The organism is Cyclobacterium sediminis (assembly GCF_054781075.1).
The window spans coordinates 346,919-364,077 of record NZ_BAAGVC010000011.1 but is presented as its reverse complement, the minus strand read 5'-3'; the positions used below and the strand labels follow the sequence as shown (position 1 = coordinate 364,077).

10 protein-coding genes are annotated in these 17,159 nt (G+C 41.4%); all 10 read left to right on the top strand.

Going from position 1 to position 17,159, the window contains the following annotated elements:
* Nucleotides 1-726, top strand: a complete 726-nt coding sequence (gene trmD / locus ACYVHJ_RS14495; protein ID WP_460515909.1) for a tRNA (guanine(37)-N(1))-methyltransferase — start codon at nt 1-3, stop codon at nt 724-726.
* A gap of 48 nt (nt 727-774) precedes the next feature.
* Nucleotides 775-1,143 (top strand): 50S ribosomal protein L19, encoded by a 369-nt coding sequence (rplS, locus tag ACYVHJ_RS14490; RefSeq protein WP_339903326.1) that lies wholly within the window; start codon nt 775-777, stop codon nt 1,141-1,143.
* Between the two features lie 236 nt (nt 1,144-1,379).
* On the top strand, nt 1,380-4,454 hold the full coding sequence (locus tag ACYVHJ_RS14485; protein WP_460515907.1) for a SusC/RagA family TonB-linked outer membrane protein: 3,075 nt from the start codon (nt 1,380-1,382) through the stop codon (nt 4,452-4,454).
* 20 nt (nt 4,455-4,474) lie between these two features.
* Nucleotides 4,475-5,983 carry a RagB/SusD family nutrient uptake outer membrane protein gene (locus ACYVHJ_RS14480; protein ID WP_460515905.1) on the top strand — a complete coding sequence of 503 codons (1,509 nt, stop codon included), beginning with the start codon at nt 4,475-4,477 and terminating at the stop codon, nt 5,981-5,983.
* 336 nt (nt 5,984-6,319) lie between these two features.
* Nucleotides 6,320-9,415 (top strand): SusC/RagA family TonB-linked outer membrane protein, encoded by a 3,096-nt coding sequence (locus ACYVHJ_RS14475; protein WP_460515903.1) that lies wholly within the window; start codon nt 6,320-6,322, stop codon nt 9,413-9,415.
* 29 nt (nt 9,416-9,444) lie between these two features.
* Nucleotides 9,445-10,950, top strand: a complete 1,506-nt coding sequence (locus tag ACYVHJ_RS14470; protein WP_460515901.1) for a RagB/SusD family nutrient uptake outer membrane protein — start codon at nt 9,445-9,447, stop codon at nt 10,948-10,950.
* Nucleotides 10,951-11,160: 210 nt separating this feature from the next.
* A complete protein-coding gene (locus tag ACYVHJ_RS14465) occupies nt 11,161-13,818 on the top strand; it encodes a c-type cytochrome (RefSeq protein ID WP_460515899.1) in 2,658 nt (885 codons plus the stop codon).
* A gap of 75 nt (nt 13,819-13,893) precedes the next feature.
* Nucleotides 13,894-14,691, top strand: a complete 798-nt coding sequence (locus tag ACYVHJ_RS14460; protein WP_460515897.1) for a 3-keto-disaccharide hydrolase — start codon at nt 13,894-13,896, stop codon at nt 14,689-14,691.
* Nucleotides 14,692-14,802: 111 nt separating this feature from the next.
* Nucleotides 14,803-15,870 (top strand): aldose 1-epimerase family protein, encoded by a 1,068-nt coding sequence (locus ACYVHJ_RS14455; RefSeq protein ID WP_460515895.1) that lies wholly within the window; start codon nt 14,803-14,805, stop codon nt 15,868-15,870.
* Between the two features lie 29 nt (nt 15,871-15,899).
* Nucleotides 15,900-17,105 (top strand): class I mannose-6-phosphate isomerase, encoded by a 1,206-nt coding sequence (locus ACYVHJ_RS14450; RefSeq protein ID WP_460515893.1) that lies wholly within the window; start codon nt 15,900-15,902, stop codon nt 17,103-17,105.
* The last annotated feature ends 54 nt before the right edge of the window (nt 17,106-17,159 follow it).

The following is a 17,159-nucleotide window of genomic DNA, read 5'->3' as shown; positions in this document are numbered from 1 at the left end:
ATGCATATTGATATCATAACCGTTTTACCCGGCCTGCTTGAAGGTCCCTTTTCTCATTCAATTTTGAAGAGGGCTGAAGAGAAAGGTTTGGCAAAAGTGGAAGTTCATGATCTAAGAACTTATGGTATTGGTAAGCAAAAGACAGTAGATGGTTATGCTTTTGGTGGTGGCGCAGGAATGGTCATGATGATCGAGCCCATAGCCAATTGTATCAATTCCCTAAAGAAATTAAGGGATTATGATGAAATTATCTACATGACACCTGATGGTGAAACATTTAATCAGGGAATGGCCAATACTTTGTCATTGAAAAAAAATCTTATCATTCTTTGCGGCCATTATAAGGGCGTAGATGAAAGGGTAAGGGAACATTTCATTACAAAGGAGATCAGCATAGGTGATTTTGTGCTTTCAGGAGGAGAACTTCCTGCGGCATTGATAACAGATGCGATTATTAGGTTGCTTCCAGGTGTTTTGAATGATGAGACTTCTGCTTTGACAGATTCTTTCCAGGATGGCCTATTGGCGCCTCCGGTTTTTACCAGGCCTGCAGAATATGCAGGATGGAAGGTGCCTGAGGTTTTGCTTTCGGGACATGCTGCTAAGATAGAGTCATGGAGGTTTGAACAATCGGTACGTCGCACTCATGAAAGGAGGCCTGATTTAATGCAAGGCGAATACTCCAAGGAGAATGACGATAATAACATAGAACGAAAAGATAATTAAGGATACTTTTAAAGTGTCCAGGAAAGCGATAAGCAAAATAGTAAAGCAATGAGCGAACTACTTATTAAATTCGTAGAACAGGAGTACAAGGATGTAAGGTCCAAATTCCCGTCTTTTAAGGCAGGAGATACTATCAATGTTCACGTAAAAATTACTGAGGGTGCTAAAGAAAGAGTACAGCAGTTTCAGGGAACCGTGATTCAAAGAAAAAATGTTAATACCAATGGTGAAACTTTTACCGTAAGGAAAATTTCTAATGGTATTGGTGTAGAAAGAATATTCCCAATCATCTCTCCAAGCATTGAAAAAATTGAGGTTTTGAGAGAAGGTAAAGTAAGAAGAGCCAGATTATTCTACTTGAGAGGAAGACATGGTAAGTCCGCAAGGATTAAAGAAAAAATCAGGGTAAAAAAATAATTACCTTGACCGATCAATTATAAAAAGGGAACCATGCGGTTCCCTTTTTTTTTGTTTCTAATATAGTTTGTTGTTTTAGTTTTTTAGCTTCTTTCCATAGTATATAAGTTGTTGCCTTAATCCTTCCATGTAAAATTTTTCGGAAACAGGATAGTGCAGGATAGTCATTTGGTTTATTTTAAGTTTATTTCATTATGATTTGTAATATTTAAATTTATAATAAAACCCAAATAATTATGAGAAAACGATATGATTGGATGCAATCTTATCTTCGAATCCTTATGACTTTTCTGATGGCAATGATTGTTATGGTGGGCTATTCCCGTCAGGCAAGCCAAATTTCAGGAATAGTGGTGAGTGTGGATGATAATGAACCATTACCGGGTGTGTCTATCCTGGTTAAAGGTACCAGTAGAGGGACTGTCACAAATATGGAAGGAGCATTCTCTGTTCAAGCTGCTCCCGGTGACGTTCTCACAGTAAGTTTTATAGGTTTCGAAAGCCAAGAGGTAACCGTCTCCGGTGGGCGGACCAACTATGAGATTTCTATGGAATCTTCCATGGGGGATTTGGGAGAAGTAGTAGTGGTTGGATATGGATCCCAAAGAAAAGCAGACATTACCTCAGCAGTGTCTGTGATCAATATGGACAATATTGGAGAAGTGCCCACCACCAATGTTTCAAGGCTGTTGCAGGGACAAGCTGCAGGAGTACAGGTAAGGCAAAATTCCGGAAGGCCCGGAGAAGAAATGGAAGTTACCATTAGGGGAATAGGTTCTTTAGGGGCAGGTAGTCAACCACTGTATGTTGTAGATGGATTCCCTGTGGGCACTTCATTGGGGCAAAGTCTCAATCCTTCAGATATAGAGAGCATGACCGTTTTGAAAGATGCTGCTTCCACAGCTATTTACGGTGCAAGAGGTTCCAATGGAGTAATTTTGATCACAACAAAATCAGCCAAAGAAGGAACTGTAAACCTTGATTTTGTTGTCAATCAAGGCGTGCAAAATATCCCCGATGGAAGAAGGACCAAAATGATGAATGGGGTTGAGTTTGCCCAGTTTAAACACGATAGTTTTGTAGACAGGATCAGGTATTACGAAAACAGGGAACCTTCCATTGAAGAAGTTCCTCTGGAATTCCGATACCCTGAACAAACAACCGTCTCCACAGATTGGTTTGACGAAATTCTCAATCAAAATGCAAGATTTCAGAATTACAATGTAAGCCTATCTGCCGGTAAAGGTGGCATTCGCTCTTTGGTATCGGTGGGGTATATCAATCAGGAAGGAGCGGTAATTGAAACCGGCTTTGAAAGGTTTAATGTAAGAGCAAATATAGGGGGCAAGATCAATGATTTTATAACCATGGGATGGAATATCGCCGCCTCCCGATCCAACGAAGACTATGCGTCTACCAATGGTAGAAGTGCTTTGATTGGGCGTGCCTTATGGGCGGATCCTCGGTATCCTGTATACAATGAGGATGGAAGCTTCAACGATTATATTGGAGGGACCAACGGTGTTTTTGGTACCGCCAATGTAGTGCAAGAATTGCATGAAATGGAACGGACCCTTTCAGAGAATAACCTTTTGACCAATGGGTTTTTAGAATTTTCCTTTTTGAAAAATTTTAAATTCAGAACCTCTGTAAATGCTATTCTTGACAATACAGAACAAAAAGAGTTCAGACCTTCTACCTTGGCCGGAACAGGATTTAATCAGGCGCCACCAAGGGAGGCTACCTTGTACCAAAGAAGGAATGAAACCCTTAATATCGCGGCAGATCAATTGCTGTCTTACAGTAAGATTTTTGGCAACCACAGGGTGGATGGCTTGTTAGGCTATTCTGTACAAGAGGAAACCTACAAATATCTACAGGGGAATGGCAATGAGTTTCCCAATGACGAGGTAACTTATTTAAGTGCAGCCATTAGGCAGACTTCCACCTCTGGAGAAGCTGATTGGAGTCTGATGGCCTATTTTGCAAGGGCCAATTATTCCTTTGATGACAAATACCTGTTCTCAGCTTCATTTAGACGAGAGGGGAGCTCAAGGTTTGGTGCCAATAATAAATGGGGTAATTTCCCTGCTTTTTCGGCAGGTTGGAGGATTTCTGAAGAGTCTTTTATGCCTGAAACCCGCTGGATTACCGACATGAAATTAAGGGCCAGCTTTGGTGTTACAGGTAACAATGCAATTGGTAACTATTCAAGTTTGTCCAATATGGCCATTTCGAATTATGTGTTGGGGGGAAGCATTGCCAACGGGCAGGTCCTTTCCAATTTTGCCAATGCGAATTTAGGTTGGGAACAATCCCAACAGACTGATATAGGTTTGGATTGGGCCATGTTTGACAATAGGCTTATTCTAACCGCCGAATATTACAATCGACTTACCAACAATATGCTTCTTTCTGTTGAGATGCCTGTAATTTCAGGATTTACCCAATCTTTGGACAATGTAGGGAAAGTGCAAAACAGAGGGCTTGAGTTGGCTTTGGACTACAGAACCATGATCAATCAGGTAAACATTAGATCCAACCTGAACCTGACCATCAATAGGAACAAGGTATTGGAAATTAGAGGAGAAAACGACGAGATCTGGGCAGGTGGGTTCTATAGTACTTACAATGTAGCCCAAGTCGGAAGGCCATTGGCCATGTTTCATGGCTTCAAAATGGTAGGTATCTTTGATACTGATGCTGAAATTGAGGCTTGGCCGGATCAGGATGGAGCCGTACCCGGTACCTATAAGTATTTTGATGCCAACGGGGATGGAGTAATATCCTATGACCAGCAGGACATGATTGAAATCGGAAACCCCCATCCGGATTATATTATAGGTTATACGCTGGGGGGAGATTTTAAGAATTTTGATTTTAACCTGATGTTTACCGGGGCTTTTAATTACGATGTTTTTAGAAATATAGAGGCCACCACCATGAATATGGATGGGGTGTTTAATATCCTTCAATCAGGAGTTAATCGCTGGAGATCTGCCGAAAACCCGGGGGATGGAAGAGGAGCAACTACCAATACTTGGAAATGGCAGCGGGAATCAAATTCCAGGTATGTGTATGATGCTAGCCATGTATGGTTACGAAACATCACCTTGGGCTATACCATTCCAAAGAACCCTGTAGTGCCCCATGCCAGGGTGTTTTTCAGTGCAGAGAATCCGTTTTTATTTACTTCGTTTCCCGGCACCAATCCGGAAGTCAACACCAGAGGAGGTATCAATATAGGGGTAGATGATGAAGCTTATCCAATGCCAAGAACTTTCACTTTAGGTGCAACAGTAAGATTCTAAATCATAAAATGACTTAAGACATGAAAAAATACATTAATACATTGTTCATTGGCCTGGGTGTTTTATTTGCTAGCACATCCTGTGATGATGAATTTCTAAATAAAACCGATCCTACAGTTTTGGTATCGGATAATTTTTACCAGACAGAAACGCAACTTGTACAGGCCGTTAATGGTGTATATGGTCAATTGAGGCCATGGCATTTGAGTCAATGGCAGTATACAGAATTTATCTCAGACAATACGACCCTTCATTTTAATCCCGGTAATAGGGGGAATGGACCGAGCTTAGAAGCCTTGGAGTTTTGGCAATACAATCCGGCTACTTCAAATATTACCAATCTGTACAACAGCACCTACGGTATCATGGTCAATGTCAATACCAGCTTGAGCAAGTTACCGGAATCCAATGCTTCGGATGCAATCAAAAACAGGTCTGAGGGGGAATTGAAAATGATTAGGGCTTACCTTTACTTTCATTTGGTGCAGCATTTTGGAGATGTGATTGTCATCACTGAACCGGTGAGTTCCCCTGCAGAAGCTTTTGAATACAACAGGTCTCCGGTGGAAACTGTGTACCAGCAAATCCTCTCAGATTTAAATGATGCAGTTGCTTTATTGCCATCAAGTTATGGTGCGGATGATATTGGCCGAGTTACCAAAGGAGCAGCTTTGAGCTTGCTGGGTAAGGTACACCTGACCAGAAAAAATTATACTGAAGCCATTGATGCCTTGACTCAGGTTACTTCTTTGGGTTATGGCTTGCTTCAGGATTATGGGGCTGTTTTTGATCCCCAAAACAAAAATCATCAGGAGTCCATTTGGGATATTCAGTATCAGGGAGACAATCAATTTGGTGTGGGAAGTAATTTCATTTACACCTTTGCACCCAGGGAGTCAGTTGGGGCAGTAATCGATTTTCCGGGTCAGGATGGTGGTGGATGGAATACGCCTACCAATGAAATAATCGCTTTGTATGAGGAAGGAGATTTAAGAAAAGAGGTGTCTTTGAAAGAAGGCTATACCAGCCTAGAAGGAACTTATATAGCTGTACCTTATATCAACAAGTTTCACCATCCCCATTCCATCAGAGGAGTTACCAATGACAATTGGCCTGTAATCAGATATGCAGATGTGTTGTTAATGCTTGCGGAGGCCATCAATGAAGTGGAAGGTCCCTCAGGAACAGCCTTAGGGTACCTAAATGAGATTCGAGACAGAGCCGGGTTGGAGCCGGTAAATGGCTTAGGTAAAGATGAGTTCAGAATAGTGCTCCTTAATGAACGCAGGATAGAACTGGCATTTGAGAACCATCGCTGGTTTGATTTGAAACGGACCAAGACTGATAGTGAGTTGGTAAATATGCTCAATGCTTATGGATTAAGAGAAAGAGCAAACCCTACCACCTCTAGAGAGGGTATTCCATTTTCTAACAATGACTTTATTTTTGAGGCACATGAGATTTTGTTTCCAATTCCACAGGATCAAATGAGGATCAATTCTTCATTGTTACAGAATCCCGGTTATTAATTTTCATCTTTTTATTGGGTTTCAGAGGACTATGGTTTTCTGAAACCCAATTACTTTTTTTAAAAATGCCAGAATATTAAATTATTTGCTTTGATGATGATTGATTTAAAAGTCGTATAATCCTTTATTTTTTAAAAAATCAAAATATAATTTTTTCTATTCAGATTTTTCGTACTGAACTATGATATGCCTATCTGAATTATAGGGGAAATTGTCGGTTTACTTATTCAGCACAGTACAGGACAGTTTTAGAAAAAATAAGGGCTTTATTGTAATTAAATTCATCATTAAACTGATGAAGGAGTCAATTTACCCACTCAATTTAACCTATTAATTATGAAAAAAAATTGTTACCAATTTATGGATAGCAAGCAGCTATTTACCCTTTTGGCTGCTATGTTATTGAGCTTCGCTTCTTATGCGCAAAGCACCGTTACCGGTGTGGTACGCTCAGAAGGCGATAACGAGACCATACCGGGAGTGTCGGTATTGGTAAAGGGAACCACCCGTGGAACTGTTACTGATCTGGATGGGAAGTTTCAGGTAGAAGCCGCTGCAGGAGAAATTCTTTCGGTGAGCTATATCGGGTATGCGACCCAGGAAATCACCATTCAAGGTGGTCAAACACAATATGATATCACCCTTGCTTCCTCCATGAGTGACTTGACGGAAGTTGTAGTGGTTGGATATGGTAGTCAGTTGAAAAAGGAAATCACCGGTGCGGTGCAAACCATAGACGGAGATGACCTAATGGATATACCTGCTACTGAGATAGCTCAGAAGTTGCAGGGGCAACTTGCCGGTGTGCAAATTAATCAAACCACAGGTAAGCCAGGTCAGGGAATGAATGTCCGCATTAGGGGACAACTTTCGGTTTCTGCAGGTAGTGACCCATTGTATGTAGTGGATGGGTTCCCTATAACCGGAAATATTTCCACTTTAAATCCGGATGAAATTCAGGACATTACCATTTTGAAAGATGCTGCCTCTACCTCTCTTTACGGTTCCAGGGCTGCGAATGGTGTAGTGCTGATCACTACTAAACGCGGTAAAGCAGGACAGTCAAGCGTTTCTCTCAATGTGTACAGAGGCTTGCAAAATGTACCTCATTACAACCGTCTGGAAATGATGGATGCTGTTGAATTTGCCCAGTTCAAAAAGGAATATTATGAAGATGCAGGCAGACCTGTTCCGGATATGTTTCAGAATCCTTCTGAATATGAAGGACAAACGCAGGACTGGTACGATGCTTTGCTGCAAACTGCACCCATTTCTAATTACAATTTAACCATAAACTCCAATACAGAGAAAATGAGAACCTCTGTAGTGGCGGGTTATTTTGATCAGGAAGGCGTGGTATTGAATACGGATTATGAACGTTTTTCATTAAGAATTAACTCTGATTATACGGCTTCTGAAAAAGTTTCTATGGGATTCAATATTGCCCCTCAGTATGTGAGGGACAATACACCTAGAACGGATGGTTCAAGAGGTACCGGGATATTGTTTAATGCCTTACATGCCTGGCCTAATATGCCAATTTATGATGAAGATGGTGAGTTGACGTATTATAACAGGTTCCCAAGTGAAACAGGAAATATCTTTGCTTATCCAAACTATGTGCGTTCTGCTCTGGAAATCACCAATGAGACCAAGCAAACCAATTTGCTTTCCAACGCATATATCCAATATGAGCCAATTGAAGGTCTAGTAGTTAAATCTACGATCAATGCTGAAATAAGAAATAGTAAATATTTCTATTTCAACCCATCCACAGCTACTCCGGGAATAAACATTGCCATTCCTGCGGTTGCATCTTCTATTAGGGATCATTACAATAATTTTAGCTGGTTGAATGAGAATACGGTTACCTATAACAAGTCAATAAACGACCATAACTTCCAATTATTGGGTGGGTTTACCAACCAGAAATTTAGGAGAGAGCGAACCAGAGTAGCCGCAAATACCTATGCAGATGACAGGCTTCCAACGATTCAAGGGGCCATCAATATTAGCAGAGGGGGTACCTTGTCAGATGTTCAGGAATGGTCTTTGACTTCCTTTCTTTCCAGGTTGACTTACAACTTCAAAGGAAAGTATTTAATGACAGCAGCCATTAGAGCTGATGGTTCTTCCAGATTTGGTTCTGAAAACCGTTGGGGTGTATTCCCTTCAGTATCGGCCGGTTGGGTTTTGTCTGATGAAGGTTTCTTGAATACAAGCGACAAAGTTTCATTTGCCAAAATTAGAGGTAGTTTCGGTGTGACAGGTAATAATAATATTGGTAATTATACCCAATATGCCTTGGTTAGTAATACTGTAAATTCAGTTTTTGACAATACAGTAGTACCTGGAGCAGCCATTACCTCCTTATCTAATCCTTACCTAGGTTGGGAAACAACCAGACAATTTGATATAGGACTTGATTTAGGTTTGTTTGATGATAGGGTAACATTCATATATGATTTTTACTCTAAAAATACCACCAACCTATTGTACAATGTGCAGATTCCTCAGGAAGCCGGTTTTGGAAGTTTTACAGATAATATTGGGGAAATCAAATTCTGGGGTCATGAATTTTCTATCACTTCAAGAAATACCCAAGGGCGATTGGTATGGACAACCAATGCCAACATTTCTTTCAATAGAAATGAAGTGATCGCATTGGCGGATGGAATAGACAGAGTTTATGGTTATGCACATATCACCCAGGTAGGACAACCATTTGGTCAATTTTATGGATTGAACAAATTGGGTAATTATATGAATCAAGAAGATTTGGACAATTCGCCTCAAGTCCCAGGAAGGTCGACAGTAGGCTCCATCAAGTTGGAAGATGTAAATGGTGATGGTATCATAAGTATTGGGGGAGACAATGATGATAGAACAATTATCGGAAATCCATTTCCTGACTTTACCTATGGTATTACCAATAATTTCAAATATGGTAAATGGGATTTGAACATCATTGCTTCCGGTTCTCAAGGCCATCAGTTATACATGAGACACCTTTACAGTACAGCCAATTTGGATGGCGTGTTTAACATGGTTGCCAAAGCCACTGATCGTTTCCGTTCTCCTGAAGATCCGGGAGAAGGGATTTTCGGTACCACAGTTGGAGGAGGTAATGTAACGGGTATTGAAAGAGATTGGGCCAATAGCAATTTTGTATGGGATGCTTCTTTTTTCACCATTAAAAACATCACCCTTGGATATGATATAGGCAAAATAGCCAATGTTGTGAAAGCTGCCAGGTTATATGCTTCCGTACAAAATGTGTATATCTTCACTCCTTACTGGGGAGGGCCAAACCCTGAAGTTAGCCAGCAAAACAATGGTAGTGGTGATGGTGGAAACTTGAGCCCGGGGGTTGATCTTACAGGTTACCCTGTTCCACGTACCTTCACTATTGGTGCAAACATCACATTCTAATCAGGCTTCTTATCTTAATTTGATTAAAAATGAAAAAAATAAATATATACATTGTGCTTTTGGGTATTATGTTGTCAAGCTGTGAAGAGTTCTTGACCATTACTCCTGAAACTGCACTCAGTTCAGCCACCTTTTATAAAACAGAGGCGGATTTTGAACAGGCCGTAAATGCAACCTATGCGCCGCTTCGTTCTATTGCTGATGATCGATCTTGGTTATTGTGCGAAATGCGTTCGGACAATACGATTTATGCTAGAAATATTAACTTTGGTGCTACCGAGCAGCAGGAGGATATTTCGGACCATGCTTTGCCTGAAGCCCAGGGGATTACCTCTAATACCCATGTGCTTAATCAGTACCGACAGGATTATCTTATTATTGCTAGAGCCAATCAAATTCTTTCGTTAATTGATGAGGTAGAGTTTGACCAGACTAGCAAAGATAACCTTAAAGGACAGGCTCTTTTTCTAAGAGGTTATGCCTATTATGAATTGGCAAGGTATTTTGGGGGAGTTCCACTTCATTTGGAACCGGTAACTACGCGAGAAGAAGCAGCCCTTCCGATTACTCCTGAAGCTGAAATATACAATCAGCTTATCAGTGATATTCAGGCTTCAGTTTCTCTACTTCCAGTCCGCTCGAATCAAGGTGTAGGTAGAGCTTCTAAGGGGGCTGCACAGATGTTGCTAGCAGACGTTTACATCACCCAGAAGAAGTGGGCAGAGGCAGAGACTTTGCTGAAAGCGATTGTAAGTAGCGGAGAATATGAACTTATAGCCAATTATGAGGATGTATTTTCTGAAAGTGTAGGCAATAAGAATAATATGGAATCTTTATTTGAAGTGCAATACTTGGAAGGTCCTGAAGGTTTGAATGGAAACTTCTTGTATAGCTTTATGCCAAGACCCATATCTTCACAGGAATTGCAGCCGATTACAGGTACTTCAAATACCCAAGGACTTGATGGACAAGGTAACAATATTCCCACTCCTGATATCATTGCTGCTTACGAAGATGGTGACGAAAGATTGGATGCTTCAATTGCTTATGTAGAGATCGCTGGGAGTGATAGGGAAGATAAAGTATATCCATACATTAAGAAATATGCTAAACATCACGAATTAAATGGAAACCATGGCATGAATTGGCCTATTTATCGCTATGCAGAAGTTTTACTTTTCCTAGCAGAGGCATTGAATGAGCAAGGTAAAACTGCCGAAGCTGCAGGTTACCTAAACCAAATCAGAGAAAGAGCCGGTTTGGGAGCCACTACCGCTTCAAGTCAAGGAGATATGAGAGAGGCAATCTTTAAAGAAAGAAGAGTAGAGCTTGCTTTTGAAAATAAAAGATGGTTTGATATTGTCAGAGCAGACAGGGTTCAGGAGATTATCGGTGATTTTGGCCAAAGGGCTTTGGCCAATCCTTTGGATTATTATTATCCAGCAGGGGCAACTTTCAGGTCCAATGCTTTTACTAACATCACCAAATACTATGCATTACCTGCAGCTGAAGCGGAGATAACCCCTCACTTCTAATCAGGTTGGTACTTAAATTTAAACCTCCATAAGGGTTTAAAGTACAACGGAAAGCGACCAAGCTTTCCGTTGTTTTTTGGGTTTTTATGACCAAAGGTTTTATTTCAACATTATTGGTTATCATAAGCTGCGAATTTGGGTTAATTTTAAAATTGGTTTCAAGCCTGTGGTAAACAATTGATTGTAGGAAGCTGAATTAACAATAAACTTATGTATAAAACTAATATGATGAAGAACTGGCTAATGGCCGGCCTGATCCTGTTAATGATGGGTTCATGCGGGCAAAGCGATGGCGATCAGAAGGAGGTACACCCCAAAGTAGCCAAATTAAAATTGCCGACAGGTTTTGAAGCAGAACACCTATACAGCCCCGGAGAAAATGATCAGGGCTCTTGGGTAGGAATGACTTTCGATGACAAAAATAGACTCTTAACCGTCGATCAATATGGAGCAATTTATCGCTTGGAAGTTCCTGCAATTGGATCAGACTCATTAACTCCCACTGTTCAAAAACTGATCATAGGAGATAATGGAGACGATAAAATTGGAATGGGATATGCCCAAGCCTTATTGTATGCTTTTAATAGCCTGTATGTAATGGTTAATCACCGTGCCAATGATGATTTTGACAAAAGCACAGGTCTCTATAGACTACAAGACACCAATGGTGATGACCAATTTGATAAAATAACAACCTTAAAAGAATTTACTGGAAGCCCCGGTGAGCATGGTCCACACAGTATGGTAGTTTCTCCTGATGGTCAATCCATCTACATTGTTGTAGGTAACCATATAGATGTTCCGGAAATGGACCATTATAGGATTCCACGTGTTTGGGAAAATGACAACCTGATTCCTGAAATCAAGGACCCCAGAGGCCATGCGAACAGTAGAGGTGCACCGGGAGGATGGGTAGCTAAAATTGACCCTGAAGGTAAAGAATGGGAGTTGGTAAGTGTGGGGTACAGAAACCCCTTTGATGTAGCCTTCAATGAAGTAGGCGACTTGTTTACCTATGATTCTGATATGGAATGGGACTTTGGAATGCCGTGGTACCGTCCTACGCGAATTAACCATGTAACCAGTGGAAGTGAGTATGGATGGAGAACAGGAAATATGAAATGGTCTCCGGAATATACAGACAACCTTCCGGCAGTGTTGAATATTGGACAGGGATCACCAACCAATGTTTTTTATGGCAGCAAAGCCAAATTTCCGGAAGAATACCGCAATGCATTGTATGCATTCGATTGGAGTTTTGGGATCATGTATAAAATTAATCTTACTCCTAGTGGAGGTTCTTATTCCGCTACGGGTGAGGAATTTATTTCAGGTTCACCTTTGCCATTAACGGATGGAGTAATTGGACCGGATGGAGCGCTGTATTTTATGACAGGAGGAAGACGTTTGGAGTCTGACTTGTACCGGGTTCATTATACCGGTGACTTGAGTGGAGAGAGTAAAGGAGGCCTTACCGAGGCAGATTTACCTGAGGAACATAAAATAAGAAGAAGCCTGGAAGCTTACCATACAGGGGCTAAATCCGGTGCGATTGATTTTGCTTGGCCCTATTTGAGCCATAGTGATCGCTTTGTTCAGTATGCCGCAAGAATTGCAGTGGAACATCAGCCATTGTCCGAATGGCAAAGTAAAGCCCTTAATGAAACCAATACCAGGGCCTTGACACAGGCCATTATTGCCTTGGCAAGACATGGAAAAGCTTCTCAAAGAGACCAGATGATTCAAGCTTTGATGAAAGCCGATTATGGATCACTTGATGAGGGAGACAAAATGAATTTGGCCAGGGCTTTTGAAGTAGTAATCGCCAGACATGGAAACCCATCAGGAGCGGTAAGCAATCAATTGATAGCCTATTTGGATGAGCATTTCCCTGCAGAGACCAATGAAGTAAACAGGGTTATGGGTAAAGTCTTGGTTAAATTGGAAGCTCCCTCCGCTGTGCCTAAGTTATTGGGTATGTTGGACGAAGCCGAAGATGATCCTAATTTCCAAAAAACCCTTACAGCTTCCTCTGATTTGATCATGAGAAACCCAAGGTATGGTTTGGATATCGCCAATATGCTGGCCAATGTTCCACCGGCGCAACAAACTTATCTGGCCACTGTGCTTGGGGGTGCGAAAGCAGGATGGGATGAATCGTCTTACGAGAAATATTTTAACTGGACCAATAACGCCTTCCAATACAAAGGAGGAAGAAGTTATGTGGGCTTTATAGACCGGGCAAGGAAGATGGCACTAAGTACCGTTCCAAAATCCAAATTTGATCATTATGATGAATTGTCCGGCGGAAAAAGACTTTCTGGTTCAGGAAATGAAATTGTAGAATCTTCTATTCAGCCTGAAGGCCCGGGAAAAAGATGGACAGTGGAAGAAGCCGCACCTTTGGTAGAGGACCTTAAAGGAAGAGACCTGGAAAAAGGCGAAGCCATGTTTAATGCCACGCTTTGTAGTTCATGTCATGCCATGGGAGGTGAAGGTGGAGTTATTGGACCGGACCTTACCCAATTGGGTACCAGGTTTAGCCCTAAAGATATCCTTGAAGCAACAATTAACCCAAATGATGTCATCTCAGACCAATATGCTGCAATGGTATTCGTTATGGGAGACAAGTCGTCAGTGGTTGGTAGACTTATTAGAGAAGATGAGACTACCTACTATGTGTCACAAAATCCTTTTTCTCCGGATATGATTATGGAGATACCAAAGGATCAAGTGACAAGCACCAAAGAGTCTGAGGTTTCAGTGATGTTACCCGGCTTGGTCAATAGACTTAATGCAGAGGAGCTAAAAGATTTGATGGCATACCTTGTGTCCGGAGGAAATCCCAATCACGAAGTGTACCAATAAAATTTAAATTTATATGAATTTCAGGCCAAGCAAGTATTGTTTGGCCTGAAAACTTTCAACCTAAATCATCACCTAATGAGAAATATACTAAAAATAACCTCAGTGCTTGCTTTTTCTGCACTGACCTTTGCCTGTGGCTCCGGCCAGCAAAAGGAGGAAGCTGCAGCTGTAAAAGAGGAAAGCCCTGCCAAGACAGATTCAAATGATGGCTTTGTCAAGATTTTTGATGGAGAAAGCCTGAATGGTTGGGATGGAGATGCTACCTACTGGAGCGTGGAAAATGGTGCCATAATAGGAGAGATTACTGAAGGGACCAAATTGGAAAGGAATCATTTTTTAATTTATCAAGGTGGTCAGCCTGCAGACTTTGAGTTCAAAGCGGAATTTAAAATCACTGAAGCAGGAAACTCGGGCGTCAATTACAGAAGTGAACCTGTGGAAGGTTTAGCGCATGCCCTTAAAGGCTATCAAGCAGATATTGACGGGAAGAATAATTATACAGGACAGAATTACGAAGAGAGAAAAAGAACAACACTGGCTTATATCGGTCAACAAACCAAGATAAATCCTCAAGAAAAAGAAGGCAACCTCAGAGCCAATGTGGAGAAAAATGCCTGGTTGGGCCTTGAAGTGGTGAAGGAGTTAGGAGATAGGGCGGAAATGAGAAAAGTAGTGAAGTCCAATGATTGGAATGAAATACGTATTGTCGCCAAAGGCAACCGTTTGAAACACTATATCAACGGCACCCTTATGAGTGATGTTACCGATGAGGATCCTGCCAATAGCACTTCCAAAGGATATTTAGGCATGCAGGTGCATGTAGGGCCTCCAATGCAAGTAGCTTATCGCAATATTTATTTAAAAAATCTTTAATTTTAGCTGTTTATATAAATCGACAATGCTTTCCCGGGATGAACCCTACAGTGCAGGATAGTTTGCCGGAAATGGATTGTTATTTTAGTCGAATTAAGCTTTTAATGAAATATGAATCCAAAGAATCAGCGTTGGAAAGGGAAGGTCGGAAATGTAAAACAGCTGGGAGGTATCGAAACTGCCATATTGGACAATGGGACAGGTAAGGGGGTCAGGATAGCCAATATTGATACAGGAGCAGGATTTCGCTACCAGCTTGTTTTGGACAGGGCCATGGACATATCCACAGCCCAGTTTGGGGAGCATGGGCTTGCCTGGATAAGCCATGTGGGCATTACTCCCCCTGCTCCATTTACTGCTGATGGTATAGATTGGTTAAGTACTTTTGGCGGAGGCTTGCTTACCACCTGTGGTCTTTCGCATGTGGGAGGCCCTGAGAATGACGCGTATGGAAAGAGGGGGTTGCATGGGAGGATTTCCAATAATCCTGCTGAGATCATCGCCATAAAGCAACCGGACATTCATTCGGGAGATTTAGAAATGCATATTACAGGCTTGATCAGGGAATGCAGTGTGTTCGGACCTAATCTTCTATTGAAAAGAACCATTTCCGGGATTTTGGGTCAGCCTTACCTTAAAATATCAGATGAGATTACCAATATTTCCAATGTGGAGGCTCCGCATATGTTGCTTTACCATGTTAATTTCGGTTGGCCTTTGGTAGATGAGGGGACACAAATAATTTGGAATGGATCTTGGGAAGCCCGAGATGGCGGCCCAAACAATCGAATTTTTAATCAGGAAAACGATTTTAAATCCTGTCCTGCGCCTATGGAAGCGCATAGGGGATTTGGTGAAGATGTGGCTTTTATCAAGCCAAGTTCTGAATCTGATGACCGTTGCAGAGCCGGTTTGTACAATTCATCTTTGGGTTTTGCTTTTAGGATGACTTTTGATAAAAGCCAACTGCCCTGGTTGATCAATTGGCAGCACTGGGGAGAAAACGAGTATGTTACCGCCTTGGAGCCGGGAACCAATCCTCCTTATGGGCAAGCCCAAGCCAGGGAAGAGGGAACCTTGATCCTATTAAAGCCGGGAGAAAAAAGAAAGTATGAATTGGTGTTTGACATTCTAACAAACAAGAAAAAAATTCAATCATTTATAGAAAACAAAGCGTAATACATTAACAATAAATCAAAATAGAACCTATGAGTTTGGCAAAAAAAGCATTAGAAGAAGGACAGGGTATTTTGCGTTTGGCACCTACCTGGGTACCCAGATCTTTTTGTGTACCCGGAAGAAGGATTAAGCTTCACCCGGATGATTACTATATATTAGGAGGCGAAAGAGGCGGAATTGATGAGCGATGGTTTTCTTCTACCTGCCCTGCTGAAAACGGTCCCCTTACCGGTGAGCATGAAGGCTTAAGTAAAGTGGTCTTAGGAGAAGACGGAAAAGAAGAGCAGATTTTATTGAAGGATGTCATTGATGAGCTGAAAGGTGAAATCATAGGGGACAGGCTTTGGGACGAATACGAAAGCTGGCCAATGTATTCTAAGTTTTTTGACAATATGGGCCCATTGCCCCACCATATTCACCACAATGATGAACATGCCGCTAAAATCGGTATGAAAGGCAAGCCGGAAGCTTATTATTTTCCACCTCAACTGAACAATCACGGAGGAGATTTCCCTTATACTTTTTTTGGAATAGCTCCGGGAACTACCAAAGAACAAATCAAAGAATGTCTCAAAAACTTTAATAAAGGAGACAATAAGATTACCAGCTTTTCTCAGGCCTTCAAACTGGATCCGGGAACCGGATGGGATGTTCCTCCGGGGATGCTACATGCTCCTGGCAGTATGTGTACTTATGAGCCACAGAAGGCTTCCGATGTTTTTGCCATGTACCAGTCATTGGTGAATGAAGCCATTATTCCTGAAGAATTGCTGTGGAAAGGAACGCCAAAAGACAGGATAGGTGATTATGACCAATTGATGGAAGTGATTGACTGGGAATTAAACGTGGATCCAAATATCTTGGAAACTCGTTTTATGGCTCCAGTGCCTGTCAAAGACAGCGAAGAAATGGAAGCAGAAGGTTATATAGAAAATTGGATATGCTACAGATCTGATGCTTTCAGTGCCAAGGAACTGACTGTTCTTCCCGGCCAAACAGTAGTAATTAAAGACAGTGCTGCCTATGGGATGATCATGATGCAAGGTCATGGAACCATGGGAGTTTGGGATATAGAAACACCTTCTTTGATTCGTTATGGTCAACTGACACATGATGAATATTTTGTGACTGAAAAAGCAGCTCAGGAAGGAGTTAAAATCACCAACCTTTCCAAAACTGATCCCATCGTAATGCTGAAACACTTTGGTCCAGAAAATCCAGATTTGAACATTTAGAAGCTTAAAGGATAACTATTGGAAGCCTTATTTGAATGGGATTCCAATAGTTAT

Bases quoted from the DNA above. Each gene is read 5' to 3' on its own strand.
- trmD (WP_460515909.1), top strand. From the start codon at position 1: ATGCATATTGATATCATAACCGTTTTACCCGGCCTGCTTGAAGGTCCC.
- rplS (WP_339903326.1), top strand. From the start codon at position 775: ATGAGCGAACTACTTATTAAATTCGTAGAACAGGAGTACAAGGATGTA.
- ACYVHJ_RS14485 (WP_460515907.1), top strand. From the start codon at position 1,380: ATGAGAAAACGATATGATTGGATGCAATCTTATCTTCGAATCCTTATG.
- ACYVHJ_RS14480 (WP_460515905.1), top strand. From the start codon at position 4,475: ATGAAAAAATACATTAATACATTGTTCATTGGCCTGGGTGTTTTATTT.
- ACYVHJ_RS14475 (WP_460515903.1), top strand. From the start codon at position 6,320: ATGAAAAAAAATTGTTACCAATTTATGGATAGCAAGCAGCTATTTACC.
- ACYVHJ_RS14470 (WP_460515901.1), top strand. From the start codon at position 9,445: ATGAAAAAAATAAATATATACATTGTGCTTTTGGGTATTATGTTGTCA.
- ACYVHJ_RS14465 (WP_460515899.1), top strand. From the start codon at position 11,161: ATGTATAAAACTAATATGATGAAGAACTGGCTAATGGCCGGCCTGATC.
- ACYVHJ_RS14460 (WP_460515897.1), top strand. From the start codon at position 13,894: ATGAGAAATATACTAAAAATAACCTCAGTGCTTGCTTTTTCTGCACTG.
- ACYVHJ_RS14455 (WP_460515895.1), top strand. From the start codon at position 14,803: ATGAATCCAAAGAATCAGCGTTGGAAAGGGAAGGTCGGAAATGTAAAA.
- ACYVHJ_RS14450 (WP_460515893.1), top strand. From the start codon at position 15,900: ATGAGTTTGGCAAAAAAAGCATTAGAAGAAGGACAGGGTATTTTGCGT.